This window comes from Actinosynnema sp. NPDC050436 (assembly GCF_040655415.1).
Lineage (GTDB): Bacteria > Actinomycetota > Actinomycetes > Mycobacteriales > Pseudonocardiaceae > Actinosynnema.
Map to the genome: position 1 here is coordinate 641840 of NZ_JBFAJV010000003.1, position 19472 is coordinate 661311.

A 19472-nucleotide genomic window follows, 5' to 3' on the forward strand; every position below is an offset into this window, starting at 1 on the left:
GGTCTACTCGCCACCGTTCCCGCTGAGCACCGGCGACTGGCCGATCCGCGCCAGCGTCTCCGCGTTGAGGTGCTCGTACGGGTCGCGGCCCTTGTAGACCTTCACGACCTCGCGCAGCGAGCCGTGCATCTTCACCCGGCCCTCGTCCATCCAGATGGCCGTGTTGCACAGCTCGACCAGCATGTCGTCGGAGTGGCTGGCGAACACCAGGATGCCCGAGCGCGCCACCAGGTCGTTGAGCCGGTCGCGGGCCTTCTCCAGGAACGCCGCGTCGACCGCGCCGATGCCCTCGTCCAGGAGCAGGATCTCCGGGTCGATCGAGGTCACCACGCCCAGCGCGAGCCGCACCCGCATACCGGTGGAGTAGGTGCGCAGCGGCATCGACAGGTAGTCGCCGAGCTCGGTGAACTCGGTGATGTCGTCGACCCGCTTCTCCATCTCCTTGCGGCCCATGCCCAGGAACAGGCCCCGGACCATGATGTTCTCGTAGCCGGAGAGCTCCGGGTCCATGCCGACGCCGAGGTCGAAGACCGGTGCCACCTTGCCCTGGATCCGGGAGCTGCCCCTGGTGGGCTCGTAGATGCCCGAGAGCAGCCGCAGCAGCGTGGACTTGCCCGCGCCGTTGTGGCCGACCAGGCCCACGCGGTCACCGTGCCGCAGGGAGATGGTGATGTCGTGCAGCGCCTCGATGATCGGGACGCGACCCTCCGCGCCGATCTTGCCGCCGACCTTGCCCAGGGCGAGCTTCTTCAGCGACCTCGACTTGGCGTCGAAGATCGGGAAGTCGACCGAGGCGTTCCAGACGTCGATGCTGACCATGGGTTCGCGGCCTCACTCAGACCCAGTAGGAGACTCGGGCACGGTAGTTGCGCAGCGCCACGACCGCCACCGCCCAGCCGACGACGGTGAACCCGCCGACGACCACCCAGTGGTGCCAGTCCTGCTGCTGCCCGAGCAGCGGTGCGCGCACGATCTCCAGGAAGTGGAAGATCGGGTTGAACTCGGCGATGAGGAGCTTCCAGTCGCCCTCGCCCTCGCCGGTGACCTTGTTGAGCACACCGACGTGCCACACGATCGGCGTCATGAAGAAGACGAGCTGGATGAAGCTGTGGATGACCGGCGGGATGTCCCGGAAGCGGGTGCTGATGATGCCGAACAGCACCGCGACCCACACCGCGTTCACGACCAGCAGGGCGAACGCCGGGATGGCCAGCAGGATCGCCCAGGAGATGCCCGGCTGGACGACCTTGTCGCCCTCCATGACGTACTCCTGGGTGAGCGCCGGGAAGAAGACCGCGAGCACCACCGCGTAGACGACCAGGTTGTGCAGGAAGAACAGCACCTGGCGCCACACCATCCGCAGCACGTGCACGGTGACCGGCGCGGGCAGGTGCTTGATCAGGCCCTCGTTGGCGATGAAGACCTCGGTGCCCTCGGTGACCACGCCGAGGACGAAGTTCCAGATGATGAAGCCGACGGTCACGTACGGCAGGAACGTGCTCAGGTCCTGGCCCAGCAGCTGCGAGTACAGCAGGCCCAGCGCCAGCGCCGTGGTGCCCATCGAGATGGTGATCCACAGCGGGCCGATGACCGAGCGGCGGTAGCGCTGCTTGATGTCCTGCCAGCCGAGGTGGCCCCACAGCTCGCGTTGCCGCCACGCGTCGCGGATGTCGCCGAAGGCGCGCGCGAACGTGCGCGAGTCGGGTGCCGGGGGAGCCGCAGGGGGGTCGACGGTACTCGTGTGTTGCACGAGTGTTGAGACTACCGGCGGCAGGTAGGTCCGCCTGCCGCCGGGCTGTCACGGTGCGATTACCTCGGCGGACCCGGCGTCAGGCACGCCGGTGATCTTGACGATCACCTGTTCGTGGTCGTAGGTGTATCCCTCGTAGCTGAACGCGGTGCCCGTGCGCTCCACGTACTCCGTCCACGCCTTGTGCTCGTGCTCGCGCCAGCCGGGGAAGTTGAAGTACTCGTCGAACACCACGACGCTGCCCGGCACGAGCCTCGGCCCGACGTGGTCGAGCACGGTCTTCGTGGACGAGTACAGGTCGCAGTCGACGTGCAGGAACGTCACCGGGCCGGGGTGCTCGGCGAGGAACCCGGGCAGGGTCTCGTCGAACCAGCCGACCACCAGCTCCGCCCCCGGCACGTCCGGCAGGTCGTCGACGGTGAACATCCCCGCCGGGAACCCGCTGCGCCAGTTCTCCGGCAGGCCCTCGAAGGAGTCGAAGCCGTAGACGCCGGAGCCCTCCCGGGCCGCCGCGATGATCTTGAGCGTGCTGCCCGCGTAGACCCCGAACTCCAGCGCCAGGCCGTCGTGCTCGACCAGCGTCAGGGCGTGTTCCAGGGTCGCGTGCGGGTGGTCGAAGTGCGGGGCGGCGGTCATCTCGTCCCGGACGAACCGCGCGGAGTCGGTCGCCGCCTCCCGCTCGCCGGCGAACACGATGTCGCGGCGGGCCCTGATCTCGAACTGGCGGATGTCCTCGGCGCGGTGGCGCAGCTCCTCGCGGAGGTCGTCCAGGTCGCCTTGGATCCGGTCGAGGCGCTCGGTGGTGGCCCGGTGGTAGGGGCCGACGACGTCGTCTATCGCCCTCATCAGCTTGCCGCGCAGCCGGCCGCGCAGCTCCTCCACCAGACGGTTGTGTCGCACCCGGTCGAGCACGTTGAGGTCTCCTCTCCCACCTTCACCGCTGAGACGCGACACACGTTCGGGCAACGGCCGGACCGCTGTCCAGTGGCTGTTACCCGATCGCCGCGTTCTACAGGTACTGGCCGCCGCGCAGCGGGGGGTGGTCGGGGGCGTCGCCGGAGGGGCCGGCGGGCAGGGCGCGGCCCCGCATCTGCTCCAACTGGACGCGCGCTGCCATCTGCTGGGCGAACAGGGCCGTCTGGATGCCGTGGAACAGGCCCTCCAACCAGCCCACGAGCTGGGCCTGCGCGATCCGCAGCTCGGCGTCGGACGGCGTGCCCTCCTCGGTGAAGGGCAGCGACAGCCGCTCCAGCTCGTCGCGCAGCTCCGGTGCGAGCCCGTCCTCCAGCTCGTCGATGGACCGCTTGTGGATCTCCTTGAGCCGGTTGCGGGACGCCTCGTCCAGCGGCGCGGCCCGCACCTCCTCCAGGAGCTGCTTGATCATCGTGCCGATCCGCATCACCTTGGCCGGCTGCTCGACCAGGTCCGTCACGTCCGGGCCGTTGCCGTCGTCGCCCACCGGCACCCGCGCGGCACCGACCGGCGTGCCGTCCGGTCCGACCACCACGACCTGCCGTTCGTTCTCCGCTGCCTCGCTCATGCGCCCATCCTGGCGCGGCGGGGCACCGGGGTGCGAACCGGGTGCCCGCGCGGCCCGGACGGGCGGGCGCGACCCCGAAGCCGCCCGGACCGCCCGGCGAACCCCGGCAAACCGATCAAGGCGGCTCAAAGCGGCCGTGCGCCGGGTCACGCCCGCAGCCGACCGGCCGCCCCTGCTGTCGCCCGCCCCGGTGTCCTCCGTACGGTGTGCGGCATGGCGTTCGACGTCGCACGGGTCCGTGGGCTGTTCCCCGCGCTCGGCGACGGCTGGGTACACCTGGACGCGCCGGCGGGGATGCAGGTGCCCGAACAGGTGGCCACGGCCGTCTCCACCGCGCTGCGCGCACCGGTCTCCGGACCGGGCGGCATCTTCCCCGCCTCGCAACGCGCCGAGGCCATCGTGGACGCGGCCCGCCGGGCGGTCGCCGACCTGGTGGGCGCCGACCCGGCCGGGGTCGTGCTCGGGCCGAGCAGCGCCGTCCTGCTGCAGCGGCTGTCCGACGCCGTGTCGGACAGCTGGTTCCTCGGCGACGAGGTCGTGGTGTCCCGGCTGGACCACTCGTCGAACATCGCGCCGTGGCAGCGGGCCGCCCAGCGCACCGGCAGCGTGGTCCGCTGGGCCGAGGTCGACATCGAGACCTGCGAGCTGCCCGCCTGGCAGTACGACGAGCTGATCACCGACAAGTGCAAGCTGGTCGCGGTGACCGCCGCGTCCGGCTCGGTCGGCTCGCGCCCCGACCTGGCCAAGATCGCCCAGTCCGCCCGCCGGACCGAGGCGCTGGTCGTCGTGGACGCCTCGTCGGCCGCCCCGTTCGTGCCGCTGGACATCACGTCGATGGACGCCGACGTGGTCGCCGTGTCGGCGAACGCCTGGGGCGGCCCGCCGGTCGGCGCGCTGGTGTTCCGCGACCCGTCGCGCCTGGACCTGCTGCCGTCGGTCGCCGTCGAGCCCGGCGCGCGCGGCCCGGAGCGCCTCGAACTGGGCCCGCACGCCTACCCGCTGCTGGCCGGCCTGGTCGCCTCCGTCGAGTACCTGGCGGGCCTGGACGACGCCGCCGTCGGCCCGAGGCGGGAGCGGCTGCTCACGTCGCTGGGGTCGGTGAAGGCGTACCAGGCGGGTTTGCTGGCTAACCTCATCAACGAACTGCGATCGCTCCGTCACGTCATGGTGATCGGCGACGCCATGCGGCGGGTCCCGGCGCTGGCGTTCACGGTGGCCGGCGTGAAGTCGACCGACGGTGTCGAGCACCTGTCCGAGCGCGGCGTCTGCGCGTTCGCCGACTCGGGCCAGCACGGCGTCTTCTCGGTCCTGGGGGTGGGCGAGGTCGGCGGAGCGATCCGGGTCGGCCTGGCGCACTACACGAACGCGGTCGAAGTCGACGAACTCGTGCGGGCGGTCGCCGAGTTGGGGTAGCCGGAGGTGTGGTGGACGACGCTCTGTCCCGGGAACTGGCCGACCTCGCCGCACTGCACCGCCTGACCCCGCTGATGTCGGAGTACCTGCCCACGACGGCGCGCGAGCTGCGGCCGGCGGCGCTCGCGGCCGTGGTGGACGAGGTGCTGCTGGGGTCGCGCACGGTCATCGTGGAGTGCGGGTGCGGCTCGTCGTCGGTGCTGCTGGCCCGGCTGCTGGCCAGGCGCGGCTTCGGCCACGTGCTGTCGGTCGAGCACGACGAGCGCACGGCGGCGTTCGTGGCCAGCCAGCTCCGCCGCGAGGGCCTGGGCCACGTCGCCCGGGTCGTGCACGCCCCGCTGGCCCCGCACCCGGCCGCACTGGGCGGCGGCCAGTGGTACCACCCGCAGCTCGTGCACGACGAGGTGACGGCGTACGTGGAGCGCTACGGCCTGGTGGACCTCCTGCTCATCGACGGTCCCCACCCGGCCGACGCCCGCTACCCGGCGGTGCCGGTCTTCCGGGGCGTGCTGGCGCCCGGCGCGGCGGTCCTGGTGGACGACGCGGAGCACCCGGAGGAGCAGGGCGTGCTGTCCCGCTGGTCGGCGGAGTTCGCCCTGCGCTTCCGCACCGCGCCCCGCACCTCCCTGGCCACCGGAACCGCCCTGGACTGACCCGGCCCGGTCGCGCCGGGGCGGCTCAGAAGGCGAGCACCAGCTTGCCGAAAACGTCCCGGCCGTCCTCCAGCGCGCGGTGCGCGTCGGCGGCGCGCCGGATCGGCAGCACCTCGTGCACGACCGGCTTGACCCGGCCCGACGCCACCAGCGGCCACAGCCGGGCGCGCACCTCGGCCACGACCGCGCCCTTGCCGTGGGGGCCGTCCACCGGGCGGAAGCGCAGGCCGGTGCCGGTGATCGTGCCGCGCTTGGACATCAGCTTGCCGATGTTCAGCTCGCCCTTCGCCCCGCCCTGCATCCCGATGATCGCCAGCCGCCCGTCCTGCGCCAGCACGTCGACGTTGCGGTCCAGGTAGGACGCGCCCATGTTGTCCAGCACGACGTCGGCCGCACCGACCTCGGCCACGAAGTCCTGCGTCCGGTAGTTCACCGCGAGGTCCGCGCCGAGCGCGCGGCAGCGCTCCAGGCGCTCTTCCGACCCCGCCGTCACGGCCACCCGCGCGCCCAGCGCCTTGCCGACCTGGATGGCGTGCGTGCCGATGCCGCCCGCCCCGCCGTGCACGAGCAGCGTCTCGCCGGCCGCCAGGCGCGCGAGCACCACGACGTTCGACCAGACCGTGCAGGCCACCTCGGGCAGCGACGCGGCCGTCACCAGGTCGACGCCCTCCGGCACCGGCAGGAGCTGGGCGGCGGGCACGACGACCCGCTCGCCGTAGCCGCCGCCCGCGAGCAGGGCGCACACCTCGTCGCCGACCTGCCACCCGGTCACGCCCTCGCCCAGCGCGGCGACCGTGCCGGAGCACTCCAGGCCCAGCACCTCGGACGCGCCGGGCGGCGGCGGGTAGTGGCCCTGGCGCTGGAGGAGGTCCGCCCGGTTGACGGCGGTCGCCGCGACGGTGAGGAGCACCTCGCCGGGGCCGGGTTCGGGGTCCCGAACCTCGTTCCACCCGAGGACGTCCGGGCCGCCTGGTTCACGAATCGTGATCGCGTGCATGGGCCCCCACGGTAATCCGGTCGCCCCTCCGGCGCGTTCTCGGCACCATCGACGCGCATGGACCCGTGGCCCCTCTGGCAGCTCGCCCTCCGCACGCCCCGGCTCGAACTGCGCCCGGACGACGACGCCGGCCTGCTCGAACTCGTCGAGGAGACGCTGCTCGGCATCCACCCGCCGGACCGGATGCCGTTCGGTGTCGAGTGGACGGACGCGCCCCGGGAATCCCTGGGCCCCACCACGCTGCGGCACTACTGGTCCGAGCGGGCGGCCGTGACGGCGCAGCGGTGGTCGGTCCACTTCCTGGTGCGGCTGGACGGCCGGGTGATCGGCGTGCAGAGCCTGTCCGCCGAGTCGTTCGGGGTGCTCGGCGAGGTCGGCACCGGGTCGTGGATCGGGCTGCGGCACCAGGGGCGCGGCATCGGGACCGAGATGCGCGCGGCCGTGCTGGCGTTCGCCTTCGACCACCTGGGCGCGCGCGCCGCCCGGTCCAGCGCGTTCGACGACAACCGGGCGTCGCACGGCGTCAGCCGCCGGCTGGGCTACCGGCCCGACGGCACGTTCACGCAGGTCCGGCGTGGTGTGCCGGCGACGCAGACCCGGCTGGTGCTGGCCCGCGCGGACTTCGCCCGACCGGGGTGGCAGCTCGCCGTGACGGGTGTCACGTCCTGTCTGCCCCTGCTCACTGGGCGAGAACCCGCCGAGTGACGGATTGCGTTCCGCGCGGGCCGGAGGTGAGGGTTCGGCATCCGAGTGAAGGGGAACTCGCACATGTCAGGTAGAACCGGGATCCGACGCGCGCTCGTCGTCGCCGCGTCCGCGTCCCTCGCCCTCGCCGCCGCGCCGGTCGCGGACGCGGCACCCGCCGGCCTGAGAGGTCCGGCGCTGGCCAAGAAGCTCACCCAGAACGTGTCCGTGGACGGCGTCAACCGCCACCTGATCGCCTTCCAGCGGATCGCGGACCGCAACGGCGGCAACCGCGCCGCCGGCACCACGGGCTACGACGCCAGCGTCGACTACGTGGCCGGCAAGCTGCGCGGCGCGGGCTTCGACGTCAGCACCCCGGAGTTCACCTACCCGGTGCAGGTCACCGACGCGGCCACGGCCAAGGTCGGCGGCACGACCTACGAGAACCTGCCGCTGACGTTCTCGCCGCAGACCCCGGTGGGCGGCGTGACCGGCCCGCTGCGGGCTGTGCCGGAGGACGCGACGCCCGGCTGCGAGGCGAGCGACTTCGCCGGCCAGGACTTCACCGGCTCGGTCGCGCTGATCCGGCGCGGCGCGTGCACGTTCGACATCAAGCACCGCAACGCGGCGGCGGCCGGCGCGGTCGCGGTCATCGTGGCCAACAACGTGGCGGGCAGCCTGGCCGGCTTCACGCTCGGCGCACCCGGCGTGATCCCGACCGGCGGCACCTCCCAGGCCGACGGCACCGCGCTGTTCGCCAAGGCGGGCCAGGCGGTGACCGTCGACCTGCGCTTCCACACCGAGGACCGGGTCTCGCGCAACGTCATCGCGCAGACGCGGACCGGCCGCAAGGACAACGTCGTGTTCGCCGGCGCGCACCTCGACAGCGTCGCGGTCGGGCCGGGCATCAACGACAACGGCACCGGTTCCGCCGGCCTGCTGGAGACCGCGCTGCAACTCGGCGGCTCGCCGAAGGTCAACAACGCGGTCCGGTTCGGCTGGTGGGGCGCCGAGGAGCTGGGCCTGCTCGGGTCCACCGCCTACGTGAAGGGCCTGACGTTCGAGCAGCAGCTCGACATCGCGCTGTACCTGAACTTCGACATGATCGGCTCGCCGAACGCGGGCTACTTCGTCTACGACGGCGACAACTCCGACGGCGTCGGCGCGGGCGCGGGCCCGTACGGCTCCGCGCAGATCGAGAAGTCCTTCGTGGACTACCTGACCGCGGAGAAGAAGATCCAGGTCGAGGGCACGGACTTCACCGGGCGCTCGGACTACGGCGAGTTCATCGAGCAGGGCATCCCGGCGGGCGGCCTGTTCACCGGGGCCGAGGTGCTCAAGACCGAGGCGCAGGCGGCGAAGTGGGGCGGCACGGCGGGCCTGCCGTACGACCCGAACTACCACCTGGCGGGCGACAACCTGGGCAACGTCGACCGCAAGGCGCTGGACCGCAACTCCGACGCCCTCGCCTGGGTCACCGCGTCCTACGCGATCAGCACGGAGGACGTGAACGGCGTCCCGGCCCGCAAGTCCCGCGCGGCGACGCGCGCGGCGGCGGCCAAGACCCTCCACGTCGAGACCCACGACCACGCGCACGACGTCGTGGCGTAGTCACCGGCCGGTAGCCGAGCGGTGTCGCCGGCCGGTGCCACGGTCGGCGACCCGGCCGGTCGGGACGAGAAGAGGGGGTCGGTCCCGCACGGGACCGACCCCCTCCGCGCGTGCGGGGTCGGCCGAGGTCGCGGGTCAGCCGAGGTTGTCGGTGCCGAAGGTGTCGCAGCGCGCCGGGTCACCGGTCTCGAAGCCCAGCGTGTACCACTTCTGGCGCTGCGCCGACGAGCCGTGCGTGAACTGCGTGGTGTCGATCCGGCCGCCGCCCAGCTCCTTCTGGATGAAGTCGTCGCCGATCCGGGCCGCCGCGTCCAGCGCCGCCGCGATGTCGTCCTGGGTGACGCCGGTGATCAGCGGCTTGCCGGACGCGGTCGGCACGGTGCTGGCGTGGTTGGCCCACGCGCCCGCGTAGCAGTCGGCCTGCAGCTCCAGCCGAACGGAGTCCGACTTCGGGCCGCTGCGTGTGCGCACCCGGTCCGAGGTGCCCAGCAGGTTCTGGATGTGGTGGCCGTACTCGTGGGCCAGCACGTACGCCTCGACGAACGGCCCGCCGGTCGCGCCGAACTTCTGCTGCAACTCCTGGAAGAAGTTCAGGTCGATGTACACCTGGGCGTCCGCCGGGCAGTAGAACGGCCCCACGGCGGACGTGGCGTTGCCGCACCGGGTCTGCACGCCACCGGAGAAGAAGTTCGTCTGCGCCGCCTGGTAGGTGCGGCCCGAGCGGGCGAACTGGTCGGTCCAGTACCCCTGGATCGAGTTGATGAACGCCACCGCGCGGCAGTCGGCGTTCCGGTTCGCGTCCGCGCCGGTCTTGCACTTGGCCTTGATGTCCTCGGAGCCGACCTGCTGGTTGCGGCCCACGTCCTCGAACCCGGCCCCGGTCGGCAACTGCCCGCCGCCGCCGAGCTGGGAGAGCACGAAGTAGATGATCAGGCCCACGATGCCCAGACCACCGCCGCCCAGCGCGACCCGGCCACCGACGCCGCCGCCGCCACCCCGCAGGTCGGAGACCTGGGACGTGTCGAGTTCGGCGTCCTCGTTGAACTGCACCGCGTGTCCTCCAACCAAGGGCCCCAGCAAGGCGGCACCACGATAACCGGGCGCGGGCGATCCGGGGGTCTCGCCACGACCACAGTTCCCCGTCCGGGCCCACCCCAACCCCGCACCCGCTCGAAGCCCCCGTTCGGCCCCGCACCACGCGCGCTCCGGCCGCTCACCGCCACCGCTCCTACCGGCACCGACCCCGCCGATACAGCGCCCTGGCGTGCCCTCGCGCCTCGACTGCCCGCGCCTCGACCGTCAGCCTCTCGACCGTCAGCCTCTCGGCCGCACGCGGGCGTGGCCCAGGTGCGGTACCCGACGTCCTGGGGCACCGCACCTGGGCTTCTTTCCCTTGTGGAAGTGACTGATCCCGCTCGTCAACGAGGTGGCGTGGACCCCGGTCGGTGCCGCCGTGCGAGACGGGCACCAGAGACGTCCGTGGTCAACAGCGTCAAGCGCGTCGTGCGCGCTGGAAGCGCCGCGCGCCCGGAACCTCGGTGGAACCGCTCACGGTCGCGTCCGGGACGGTCTGCACCATCCCACCCGCGGGGTCGCGGCCGAACGCGGATCGTCACAGCGAGGACTTCTCTGCACCGCACCACCTACCCCTTCCGGGCGTGCCGGTCACGGCTCTCGCCTTGCTTCGCCGGGCGGCAGGTCCTGCTTCGAGGATGCGCTTGATCGGCCCGTTGCACAACCGTTCGCGGTCTCCCTGAACTGGTGAAACACCATCGGCCCGTCCTGGTGGGACGGTGGTCGCGCGCTGTGGGCGGACGTGGCCCCCCGCCCACGGCGCGCACCGTCACGCGACGGTCGTGATCCGGCCGAGGGCCGGCGGGGCGGTGTTCGGGTGCGCGCCCAGGTACCCGCTGAACGCGTCCAGGTCGATGCCGCCGCCGGTGATGTCCGTGCCCCCGGTGAAGACGGTGAAGCCGTCGCCGCCGCCCTGGAGGAACGAGTTGATGGTGACGCGGTAGCTCGCCGCCGGGTCGAGCGGCGTGCCGTTCAGCACGACGTCGGAGACCTTCGAGCCGATCGGGGCCGAGACCGACCACCGGTAGGTCAGGCCCGCGCTCGGCTGCAGGACGATCTGCTTCGGCGTGCCGTTGACGACCTGCCACTGCTGCTCCAGCGCCGCCTTGATCTGCGCGCCGGTCAGCGTGACGGTCTGGAGGATGTTGCCGAACGGCTGCACGGTGAACGTCTCGCCGTAGGTGACCACGCCGTTGCCCTCGCCGGCGGGCGACGACGCGTAGGTGAGGTCGGCCCGCACGCCGCCCGGGTTCATCAGCGCGAGCACCGCGCCGTTGCCGGTCGTGGCGGCCAGTTGCGAGTCGGCGATCAGGTTGCCGAGCGCGGACTCGCCGGCCGGGTTCTGCGCCCGCAGGACGTCCGCCGAGATCGTGCCGACCTGGCGGTTGGCGATCGGGCCGGACTTGGTCTTGGCCAGGTCGACGATCGACTGGACGGCGGGGTCGGGGGTGATGTTCTTGGTGACCACGTGGTTGCGCGCGACGGTCGCGGAGCGGACGACCTCGCGGGTCCGCTTGTCGATCTTCAGGTCGACCACGGACAGCTCGCGGCCGAACGCCAGGCCCTCGATGAACGGTCGGGGGTTGCCCGCCGGGTCCTGCACCACGCAGTTGTAGTGCTGGTGGCTGTGGCCGGAGAAGACCGCGTCGATCTTGGGCGACACGCCTTCGGCGATGATCTGGCCCGGTCCCTTCTCCGCGCCCTTCCGGCAGTCGTCGGGCCCGCCGCCGGTGGTGTTGTCGCCCTGGTGGACCAGCAGCACGATCGACTTGACGCCGAGCCAGTTGAGCAGGTCGGCGTACTTGTTCGCGGCGGCGATCTCGTCGCCGAACTTCAGCTCCTTGATGCCGTTCGGGTCGACCAGGATCGGCACGTCCTTGAGCGGCATCCCGATGAAGCCGATCGGCACGCCGTCGCGGAACTCCACCCAGAACGGGGGCAGCGCGGGCAGGCCGCTCTTGGCCAGGGTCACGTTCGCGCCCAGGATCGGGAAGTCGACGCCGTCGTAGCGGTCCCGGAACTGGCAGCCGTCGGTCGGGTGGCAGCCGCCGTGCTGCACGCGCAGCAGCTCCCGGTAGCCCTCGTCGAACTCGTGGTTGCCGGCCGCCGTGGCGTCCAGGCCGACCCGGTCGAGGACCTCCAGCGTCGGCTCGTCGTGGAACAGCGCCGACACGATCGGCGACGCGCCGATGAGGTCGCCCTGGCCGACGACGACCGAGTTGCGCACCTCGGCCTGCAGGTTCTTGATGTGCGTCGCGTTGTACGCCGCGCCGCCCGCCTCCACCTGGCTGCCGTCGGACAGCGTGACCCGCCCGGACGAGCCGGTCGGCGGTTCGATGTTGCCGTGCAGGTCGTTGATGCCGATCAGCCGGACGTCGACCGTGCGCAGGGGCTTCTCGTCGGCCTGGGCCGGGGCCTGCGCGAGGGTGACGGCGAGCCCGGCCACGGCGCTGAGCGCCAGCGCGGCCGTGGTCCGTCCGAACGTGCTCATGGATTGGGGTCCCCTCCCTGACAGCGCCGGCGGTGGGCGGGCGCACCAGGGCAGGGAGTTTGCCCCCCGCAGCTGACCGGCACCAGACATGCGCGTGGATCGTCCGTTAACGGAGATGTGCGGCATAGCCTTGTGCACGTGACGGATCAGGAACCCCGATGGCTCGATGACGGCGAGATGCGGGCGTGGCGCACCTACGTGGTCGGCGCGTCCATGCTCGAGGACCGCCTGCACCGCGAACTCCAGGACCGGCACGGCCTGTCGCTGGCGGACTACGAGGTGCTGGTGCGGCTGTCCGAGCGGCGCGGCCTGCGGATGCGGATGTCGCAGCTCGCCGACGAGGTGGCATCCTCGAAGAGCCGGGTGTCGCACCAGGTCGCGCGGATGGAGCGGGAAGGACTGCTGCGCCGCCGCGAGTGCCCGGAAGACGGCCGGGGCGTGTTCGCGGAGCTGACCGAGAAGGGCGTGCAGACCCTGGAGAGCTCGGCGCCGACCCACGTCCAGGGCGTGCGGGCGCACATGGTCGACCTCCTCAGCCGCGAGGAGCAGGAGGTGCTGGCGAAGGTCTTCGACCGGGTCATCACGCACCTGCGCGGCCTGGACGGGTAACCTGCTGGACCGCGACACCGGGAAGCGTGGCAGAGCGGCCGAATGCACCCGCCTTGAAAGCGGGAGACGGGAAACCGTCCGGGGGTTCAAATCCCTCCGCTTCCGCAGGTCAGAGGGGGTGTGGTGCCTCCTTTGAGGGCCTCCGCACCCCCTCCGTGTAGCAACGGGTGTAGCAACGGGGTCAACCCAGCTCGTCCGTGAGCTTCCGCAGCGCCTCCCGCTTGTCCTGGAGGCTGACCGAGGCGTAGATCGTCATCGTGACGTCGATCGCGCGACGAGGCGACGGATTGGACTGCTCCTGGCCGCGCTGGGCCGTGACGATCGCGTGGTCACCCGGCTTGTGCGGGCCGGGCACGGCGCGACGCCCGCCGACACTCCGCGCCAGCGGCCACCGTGAGCACCTTCCTCGGTGAGGGAAGCACGTGCTGAGAAGGATGCGGCACAGCGGGCCTATTGCGTAGCTGTGGATTCGGCCTTACTGGAGGACGGAGTCTGGCCTGAACCGCACCCCGAGCAAAGCTCGGCTGCTCATGGCCCGTGAAGTAGCCAAGGCCCGGTATCCGGGAGCCAGGGAGCAGGCGTGGGCCAGCGCCGGGATTTCGACGCCCCTCATGCCGCACAGGACCCACTAAAGCCGTGTAGCTACCCGTGTAGCAACCTGGCTGCCTTCTTCTCAGCCAGGGAACGGGCCGAAGTGTGTTGGAAGACTGCGAATGCGACCGTGGTCGAGTTTGTTCGATGTGCCGAACGCCGTCCGGGTACCGTCCCGCCGTGAGCACCTCTCGGTGGTTGCGGCTGGTGAGCGAGGAGGAGCCGTGGACTTGGTGAGCCGGTACCTCGACCTGGTCGACGCCGAGATGCGGCGCGACCCGGACGTGCGCGAGGGCCAGGCGCACTGCATCGCCCTGTTCCGGGGGTGGCCGCACCTCGCCGAGCGGATAGTCGGCACGGAGCGGGACTGCTTCAGCGTCGACCGGCACTTGCCCGCCTTCCTCGTCTGGGTGGAGGAGGCGCTGGCTGCGGAGCAGCAAGCCGACGATGGCGGGCGGGCCGGCACCGGCCAGGGGTAGTTGCCGGGGCGGTTCTGCGGTTGTTTCGTGCGCAGGTCGTCGGGGCGTCGGCGGCCGTGGCGGAGTTCGTGAAGATGGTTCGGAAAGGGCTGTCCAACACCATCCCCCGTGAAGTACTTTCCTTGCGAAAGAAGTGATTGGCCGGCTCTGCGGCTCGGGGTCCGCTCGCCTGGCTACTGGTCCAACGGGGGAAGTTCTTTGTCTTACAGTGCTGCCGCGCGCCCTCGCGCGGCCAGACAGGTGTTGAGGACGACCACTGCCGCGTTGCTGGTGGGCGTCCTCGCGTTCGGTGGTCAGCCCGCGTGGGCGGACGTCACCGACAGCGGTGCGACGACTGGAACCGTTGCGCCGTCCGACAACCAAGCTCCCACGACGGAGCCGGGCACCACGCCCGAGACTCCCGTGACGACGCCGGAAGCGCCGGCGACCACGCCGGAGGCCCCGGGCACCACACCCGAAGACACCAAGCCGGAGACTCCGGGTACGCCCGAAGCCCCGGGCACGCCGGAAGCGCCGGAAGCGCCGGAAGCGCCTGGCAAGCCCGACGCGCCTGCGGGCAAGGCGGACGAGGCAGGCCAGATGGACCAGGCCGAGGCGCAGGTGCGTGACGCCGCCGCGCCCGCCGACCTGCGGGTCACGGCCGCCTTCGACAAGGCGGCGTACCCGCCGGCCTCGGACCTGCTGATCGCCCTCACGGTGGAGAACGTCGGCGGCACCACCGCCGAGCGGGTCCGCCTCGTCCGCGGCGGCACCGTGTCGGTGACCACCGGCTACGAGCTGTTCAACCAGGTCTACTCGATCGCGCCCGGCGAGACGCGCCGGTTCGACGTGGTCGGGCGGCAGTACGACCCGAACAGCACCAGCGCGGAGTTCATCCTCTACGCCGTCATCGACGGGACGCCCGACCCGACGCCGGCGGACAACCAGTTCCGGACCACGGCGACCGTCGCGCAGCCCCGGGGTGCCGTCTCCGGCGTCCTCTACACCGACGCCAACGACAACGGCCGCTTCGACGCCGGCGAGCAGCGCGCGAACAGCGGGCTCCAGGTGTACGGCGGCAAGCCGTACGCCTACCTGACGGCGGTCACCGGGGCCAACGGCGAGTTCGCCTTCCAGAACGTGCCGACCGGCGACTACCACCTGGCGCTGGCCGACCAGGCGATCGTGGTCAAGCCCGGCAGCGGCGCGTTCTCCGTGCAGGAGAACGCGACCACGAACCTGGCGATCCCGACCGCCCGCCCGGTGAAGGACTCGCTGTCGGCGTGGTTCGAGCTGGACCGCCGCTCCTACGGTCGTGGCGACCCGATCAACGTCAAGCTCACGCTCGTCAACCGGGGCACCGCGCCGCTCACCGACGTGATCGCCCTGTGCAACGGCATCGGCGAGGACTACGTGCTCGGCGCCGGGCCGGGCTGGGCGCCGCTGCACCCCGGTGGCCCCGGCCTGTCGCTGGCCCCCGGTGAGACCAAGGTGCTCACCATCGCGGACGTCGTCCCGGAGGCCGCCTACCTGAGCGGGTTCGTCGTCGCCGCGTGCGACTTCGGCAACGACGGCGTCTTCGGCAGCGGCTACGTCCACGCCTCGGCCTCCTCGAAGGTCCTCGGCGCGCTCGGGAGCACGAAGGGCGACCTGACGTACTTCCCGCCGTCGGGTCCGGCGCGGAAGCTCGCCGACGTCCCGGTCCTCCTGTTCGACCCGTCGACCCGGACCGTCGTCGCCCGGACGCAGTCGGACGCCAACGGCGCCTGGCAGTTCACGGGCGTGCAGGTCGGCGACTACGACGTCCTGGTGCTCGGCCCGTACAAGGCGCGCTACAACGACGGCTTCCGGCTGCGGGTCCACTCGGGGCACGTCTCCGACTCGGGACTCCAACTCGTCGACGGCCCGCTGGTCGTGGAGCCGGCCAAGGGGCCGAACATCACGGTCACCGCGTCGTTCGACAAGGCGTCTTACGACCTGAACGAGCAGCCCAAGATCACCGTCAAGGTGAAGAACACCGGCGGCTCCGTCGCCTGGTACGCGCGCTTCGTGTCGGAGACGACCGGCAAGGACCTCTACTACGACTCCCGCCAGTGGGGTCAGCTCGGCAGCGGTGTCACCCTCCAGCCCGGCGAGGAGCGGGAGGTCACGCTGGTCGGCGACCTCTGGAACCAGCCGGACGAGGTGCGGCTGAAGGGCCGGATCTCGGTCTCCGACGACACCGACCCGACCGACAACGTGATCGACCTGGTCGCCCGGGTCACCCGCAGCACGGGTGACGCGATCGCGGTCGTCTACGGCGACTCGGACGAGGACGGCGCGTATGACGACGGCGAGGGGCTGTCGGGCGTGGACATCACGTTCGAGGGCGGCCGGCCGCACAAGTGGATCGCCGGGAAGACCGACGCCTCCGGCAACTTCCGGTTGAGCGGCGTCCCGACGGGCAAGTACGTCGTGCGCATCCGCGACGAGCAGGCCGGCTGGGTTTACCACGGCCAGGCCGAACTGGTCGTCGTGGCGAACCAGGAGACCCGGGTCCAGTACCGCCTGGTGCGCCCGCTGACCGACCGGTTGCACGCGTCGCTGTCGTTCGACCGCGACACGTACGGCCCGGACGACCGGGTCGTCACCACGGTGGCGCTGTCCAACGGCGGCCCGGAGGAGCTGCTGGTCAAGGCGTCCTGCGGCAGCGGGGAGATCCCGTCGGTCATGAACGGCGACGGGTGGGGCCCGTTCCACTGGCGGGACGGGGCCGGAGTGGAGCTGGCGGCCGGTGAGTCGCGCACCTTCACGTTCGTCAGCCCGGTGCCGACCGGCGCGGCCGACGTCGGCGTGTTCGACGTGACGTGCGACTTCGGCCCGGAGTCGGTGCGCGAGGGCCTGCCCCGCGTCCACGACCTGGCCCGCGTGCCGGGTGCGGTGTGGTCGAAGTCCGGCCGCCTGGTCACCCGGCCGACGCCGTCGTCCGAGGTCGTCGCCGTGCCGAACCTGACGATCGTGCTCACCGACTACTTCTCGAAGCGGCCGGTGGCGCGCACGGTGGCCGGTCCGGACGGCAGCTTCACGTTCTCGGACATCCCGGTGGGCTTCTACACGCCGGTCGTCGTCGGCCCGTGGAAGTTCAACGCCAACTGGGGGCCCGCCCCGTCGTTCCGGGTGGTCCGGGGCCAGTCGCGGCACCAGGACATCGAGGTCGTCGCCGGTCCCGAGGTCGCCGACCCCGGCACCTGGGAGGAGCCTCCGGCCGTCGGTGGCGGCGAAGCCGGGCAGACCGGTGACACCCCCGACGCGCCCGGCACCCCCGATGCGTCCGCGACCGGCACCGCGTCCGGTGCGCAGCCCGCTCTCGCCACGACCGGCGCGGGCGTCGTCGGGCTGGGCCTGGCGGGGCTGCTGGTGCTGGCGTTCGGCGTCGGCACCCGCCTGGCGGGACGTCGCCGCGCGGCGTGACGGCCCGACGCCGCAGGGCGTGACCTGATCCGGGAGGGGCGCGGCGACGCGCCCCTCCCGCACGTCCGGGGCACCGGGCGGGTGTCGTGGCAGGAGCCACACCGCGCCCCGCAGCGCAGAGTGTTAGCGTCGCTAACCAACTGCTCCGGGACGAGGGGACGTGGCCGTGACGACGTTGGAAGCGGTCCTCGTCGTGCTCGCCGGCGTGCTGGCCGGCGGGATCAACACGGTGGTCGGCTCGGGCACCCTGATCACCTTCCCGGTGCTGCTGGCGGTGGGTTTCCCGCCGGTCACCGCGAACGTGTCCAACAGCCTCGGCCTGGTGCCCGGCTCGTTCAGCGGGGCCGTCGGCTACCGCCGCGAGCTGACCGGGCAGGGCCCGAGGATCAAGCGCCTGCTGCCCGCGTCGCTGCTGGGCGGCGTGGTCGGCGCGATCCTGCTGATCAAGCTGCCCGAGGACGCGTTCGCCGCGATCGTGCCGGTGCTGATCGCCATCGCCCTGGTGCTCGTCGTGCTCCAGCCGTGGCTCAACCGCAAGCTCGCCGAACGCGAGCGGCACGAGCACGGCGGCCTCGCGCTGCTGGTCGGCGTGTTCCTGGCGGGCATCTACGGCGGCTACTTCGGGGCCGCGCAGGGCGTGCTGGTGATGGGCCTGATGGGCGTGCTGATGAACGAGCACATCCAGCGGATGAACGCCCTCAAGAACGTGCTGACCGCGTTCGTGAACCTCGTCGCGGGCGTGCTGTTCATCTTCATCGCCGACGTCGCCTGGGACGCCGTGCTGCTGCTCGCGCTCGGCTCGGTCGTCGGCGGCCAGATCGGCGCGAAGGTCGGCCGCCGGCTCCCACCGGTCGCGCTGCGCGCGGTGATCGTGCTGGTGGGAACCGTGGCCATCGTGCAGATCCTGACCCGGTGACCCCGGGGGCCGGCACCGCACCGGTCCTCGTCGGAGCGGGTGCGCCCGGCCCGGCGAGCCGCGCCCGCCGGGCCGGGGTCAGGAGGTCGGCCCGCTCACCCGGTGAACGTGCGGGCGGCGGCCAGGAAGGCGTCGTTCTCCTCCGGCTCGCCGATGGTCACCCGCGCGCCGTCGCCGGCGAACGCGCGCACCACGACCTTGTGCCCGAGGCAGTGCTCGTTGAACGCGGCCGTCCGCTCGCCCAGCGGCAGCCAGACGAAGTTCGCCTGCGTCACCGGCACCTCGAACCCCGCCGCGAGCAGCTCCTCGCGCACCCGGCCGCGCTCGGCCACGATCGCCCGGCAGCGGACCATCAGCTCGTCCTCGGCGTCCAGCGACGCCAGGGCCGCGACCTGGGCCAGCGCGTTCACGCTGAACGGCACGTAGACCTTGCGCAGCGTCTCGGCCAGCTCCGGCGAGCCCACCGCGTACCCGACCCGCAGGCCGGCCAGCCCGTACGCCTTGGAGAACGTCCGCAGCGCGGCCACGTTGTCCCTCCCGGCCGCCCACTGGGCCTTCGCCAGCTCGACGCCGTCAGGCACGTCGGGGTCGTCCACGAACTCCTTGTACGCCTCGTCCAGCACGACCAGCGTCTCCGCCGGCACCTGCTCGATGAACCGCTCGACCTCGGCCCGCCGCAGCGCGGTGCCGGTCGGGTTGTTCGGGTTGCACACGAACACCAGCCGGGTCTTCGGCGTGATCGCGGCGAGCATCGCGTCGAGGTCCAGCCCGTGCCCCGAGGTCAGCGGGACCCGGGTCTGACCTGCGCCGACGACTGCGGTGATGATCGGGTACGCCTCGAACGAGCGCCACGGGAACACCACCTCGTCGGCCTCCGCGCAGGTCGCCTGCACGAGCTGCTGGCACAGCGTGACCGATCCGCAGCCCACGGCGACCTGGGCGGCGGGGACACCGAGCTTGTCGCCCAGCCGCGCCACGAGGTCGGTGGCGGCGGTGTCGGGGTAGCGGTTCACGGCGGTGGCCGCGTCCGCGATCGCCCGCACCACGCTGGGCAGCGGTCCGGCCGACACCTCGTTGCTGGCCAGCTTGATCGCGCCCGGGATGGTTTTGCCGGGGACATAACTGGGTAGCGCGGAGAGGTCTGCGCGGGTTCGCACCGTCATCCAAGGACTCCTTCCGGTTCTGAGCTGGACGTTAGCCCGCCCAAGACCCGGATGGGGCACAGCCGTCGTTCG

At 71.9% G+C, this 19472-nt stretch carries 17 protein-coding genes and 1 tRNA gene; 9 read left to right on the plus strand and 9 right to left on the minus strand.

Translation table 11 applies throughout. The annotated features are described in order from the left end of the window. Positions 1-3: 3 nt before the first annotated feature. The 4 genes from AB0I60_RS11520 to AB0I60_RS11535 all read right to left on the minus strand — a co-directional run bounded on the left by AB0I60_RS11520 (position 4) and on the right by AB0I60_RS11535 (position 3290). A complete protein-coding gene (locus AB0I60_RS11520; protein ID WP_360727992.1) occupies positions 4-819 on the minus strand; it encodes an ABC transporter ATP-binding protein in 816 nt (271 codons plus the stop codon). A gap of 16 nt (positions 820-835) precedes the next feature. Continuing rightward, a complete protein-coding gene (locus tag AB0I60_RS11525) occupies positions 836-1750 on the minus strand; it encodes an ABC transporter permease (RefSeq protein WP_360727994.1) in 915 nt (304 codons plus the stop codon). 48 nt (positions 1751-1798) lie between these two features. Continuing rightward, the gene (locus tag AB0I60_RS11530) at positions 1799-2662 is read right to left on the minus strand and encodes a class I SAM-dependent methyltransferase (protein WP_360727995.1); all 864 of its coding nucleotides are present in this window, start codon (positions 2660-2662) and stop codon (positions 1799-1801) included. Between the two features lie 97 nt (positions 2663-2759). After that, positions 2760-3290 carry a bacterial proteasome activator family protein gene (locus AB0I60_RS11535; protein WP_360727998.1) on the minus strand — a complete coding sequence of 177 codons (531 nt, stop codon included), beginning with the start codon at positions 3288-3290 and terminating at the stop codon, positions 2760-2762. Between the two features lie 213 nt (positions 3291-3503). Between AB0I60_RS11535 and AB0I60_RS11540 the strand changes: the two genes are divergently transcribed. Both AB0I60_RS11540 and AB0I60_RS11545 read left to right on the plus strand, forming a co-directional pair. Beyond that, positions 3504-4703 carry a cysteine desulfurase-like protein gene (locus AB0I60_RS11540; protein ID WP_360728001.1) on the plus strand — a complete coding sequence of 400 codons (1200 nt, stop codon included), beginning with the start codon at positions 3504-3506 and terminating at the stop codon, positions 4701-4703. Between the two features lie 11 nt (positions 4704-4714). After that, on the plus strand, positions 4715-5356 hold the full coding sequence (locus tag AB0I60_RS11545; RefSeq protein ID WP_360728003.1) for a class I SAM-dependent methyltransferase: 642 nt from the start codon (positions 4715-4717) through the stop codon (positions 5354-5356). Between the two features lie 25 nt (positions 5357-5381). On the opposite strand, the gene AB0I60_RS11550 is transcribed toward AB0I60_RS11545, so the two are convergent. Then, positions 5382-6353 (minus strand): NAD(P)H-quinone oxidoreductase, encoded by a 972-nt coding sequence (locus tag AB0I60_RS11550; protein ID WP_360728005.1) that lies wholly within the window; start codon positions 6351-6353, stop codon positions 5382-5384. A 57-nt stretch (positions 6354-6410) separates the two neighbouring features. On the opposite strand from AB0I60_RS11550, the gene AB0I60_RS11555 reads away from it, so the two are divergent. Both AB0I60_RS11555 and AB0I60_RS11560 read left to right on the plus strand, forming a co-directional pair. Next, positions 6411-7058: a GNAT family protein gene (locus tag AB0I60_RS11555; protein ID WP_360728007.1), complete on the plus strand. Its 648-nt coding sequence runs from the start codon at positions 6411-6413 to the stop codon at positions 7056-7058. A 63-nt stretch (positions 7059-7121) separates the two neighbouring features. After that, positions 7122-8648, plus strand: coding sequence for a M28 family metallopeptidase (locus AB0I60_RS11560; RefSeq protein ID WP_360728010.1), 1527 nt, complete (start codon positions 7122-7124; stop codon positions 8646-8648). Between the two features lie 135 nt (positions 8649-8783). Here AB0I60_RS11560 and AB0I60_RS11565 read toward each other — a convergent pair whose 3' ends face one another. Beyond that, positions 8784-9698, minus strand: coding sequence for a neutral zinc metallopeptidase (locus tag AB0I60_RS11565; protein ID WP_360728013.1), 915 nt, complete (start codon positions 9696-9698; stop codon positions 8784-8786). A 793-nt stretch (positions 9699-10491) separates the two neighbouring features. After that, the gene (locus AB0I60_RS11570) at positions 10492-12213 is read right to left on the minus strand and encodes a bifunctional metallophosphatase/5'-nucleotidase (RefSeq protein ID WP_360728015.1); all 1722 of its coding nucleotides are present in this window, start codon (positions 12211-12213) and stop codon (positions 10492-10494) included. Positions 12214-12351: 138 nt separating this feature from the next. Between AB0I60_RS11570 and AB0I60_RS11575 the strand changes: the two genes are divergently transcribed. Both AB0I60_RS11575 and AB0I60_RS11580 read left to right on the plus strand, forming a co-directional pair. Next, positions 12352-12822, plus strand: coding sequence for a MarR family transcriptional regulator (locus AB0I60_RS11575; protein ID WP_360728018.1), 471 nt, complete (start codon positions 12352-12354; stop codon positions 12820-12822). Positions 12823-12842: 20 nt separating this feature from the next. Next, positions 12843-12927 (plus strand) — tRNA-Ser (locus AB0I60_RS11580). A 76-nt stretch (positions 12928-13003) separates the two neighbouring features. Here AB0I60_RS11580 and AB0I60_RS11585 read toward each other — a convergent pair. Beyond that, positions 13004-13177 carry a hypothetical protein gene (locus AB0I60_RS11585; protein ID WP_360728021.1) on the minus strand — a complete coding sequence of 58 codons (174 nt, stop codon included), beginning with the start codon at positions 13175-13177 and terminating at the stop codon, positions 13004-13006. A 460-nt stretch (positions 13178-13637) separates the two neighbouring features. Between AB0I60_RS11585 and AB0I60_RS11590 the strand changes: the two genes are divergently transcribed. From AB0I60_RS11590 to AB0I60_RS11600, 3 genes are all read left to right on the plus strand, one after another. Continuing rightward, positions 13638-13892: a hypothetical protein gene (locus tag AB0I60_RS11590; RefSeq protein WP_360728024.1), complete on the plus strand. Its 255-nt coding sequence runs from the start codon at positions 13638-13640 to the stop codon at positions 13890-13892. Positions 13893-14135: 243 nt separating this feature from the next. Continuing rightward, positions 14136-17321 (plus strand): hypothetical protein, encoded by a 3186-nt coding sequence (locus AB0I60_RS11595; RefSeq protein ID WP_360728027.1) that lies wholly within the window; start codon positions 14136-14138, stop codon positions 17319-17321. Positions 17322-17487: 166 nt separating this feature from the next. Continuing rightward, positions 17488-18237, plus strand: coding sequence for a sulfite exporter TauE/SafE family protein (locus AB0I60_RS11600; protein WP_360728030.1), 750 nt, complete (start codon positions 17488-17490; stop codon positions 18235-18237). Positions 18238-18332: 95 nt separating this feature from the next. Here the strand turns inward: AB0I60_RS11600 and hisC are convergent, their stop codons facing one another. Beyond that, on the minus strand, positions 18333-19400 hold the full coding sequence (gene hisC, locus AB0I60_RS11605) for a histidinol-phosphate transaminase (RefSeq protein WP_360728032.1): 1068 nt from the start codon (positions 19398-19400) through the stop codon (positions 18333-18335). Positions 19401-19472: the final 72 nt, after the last annotated feature.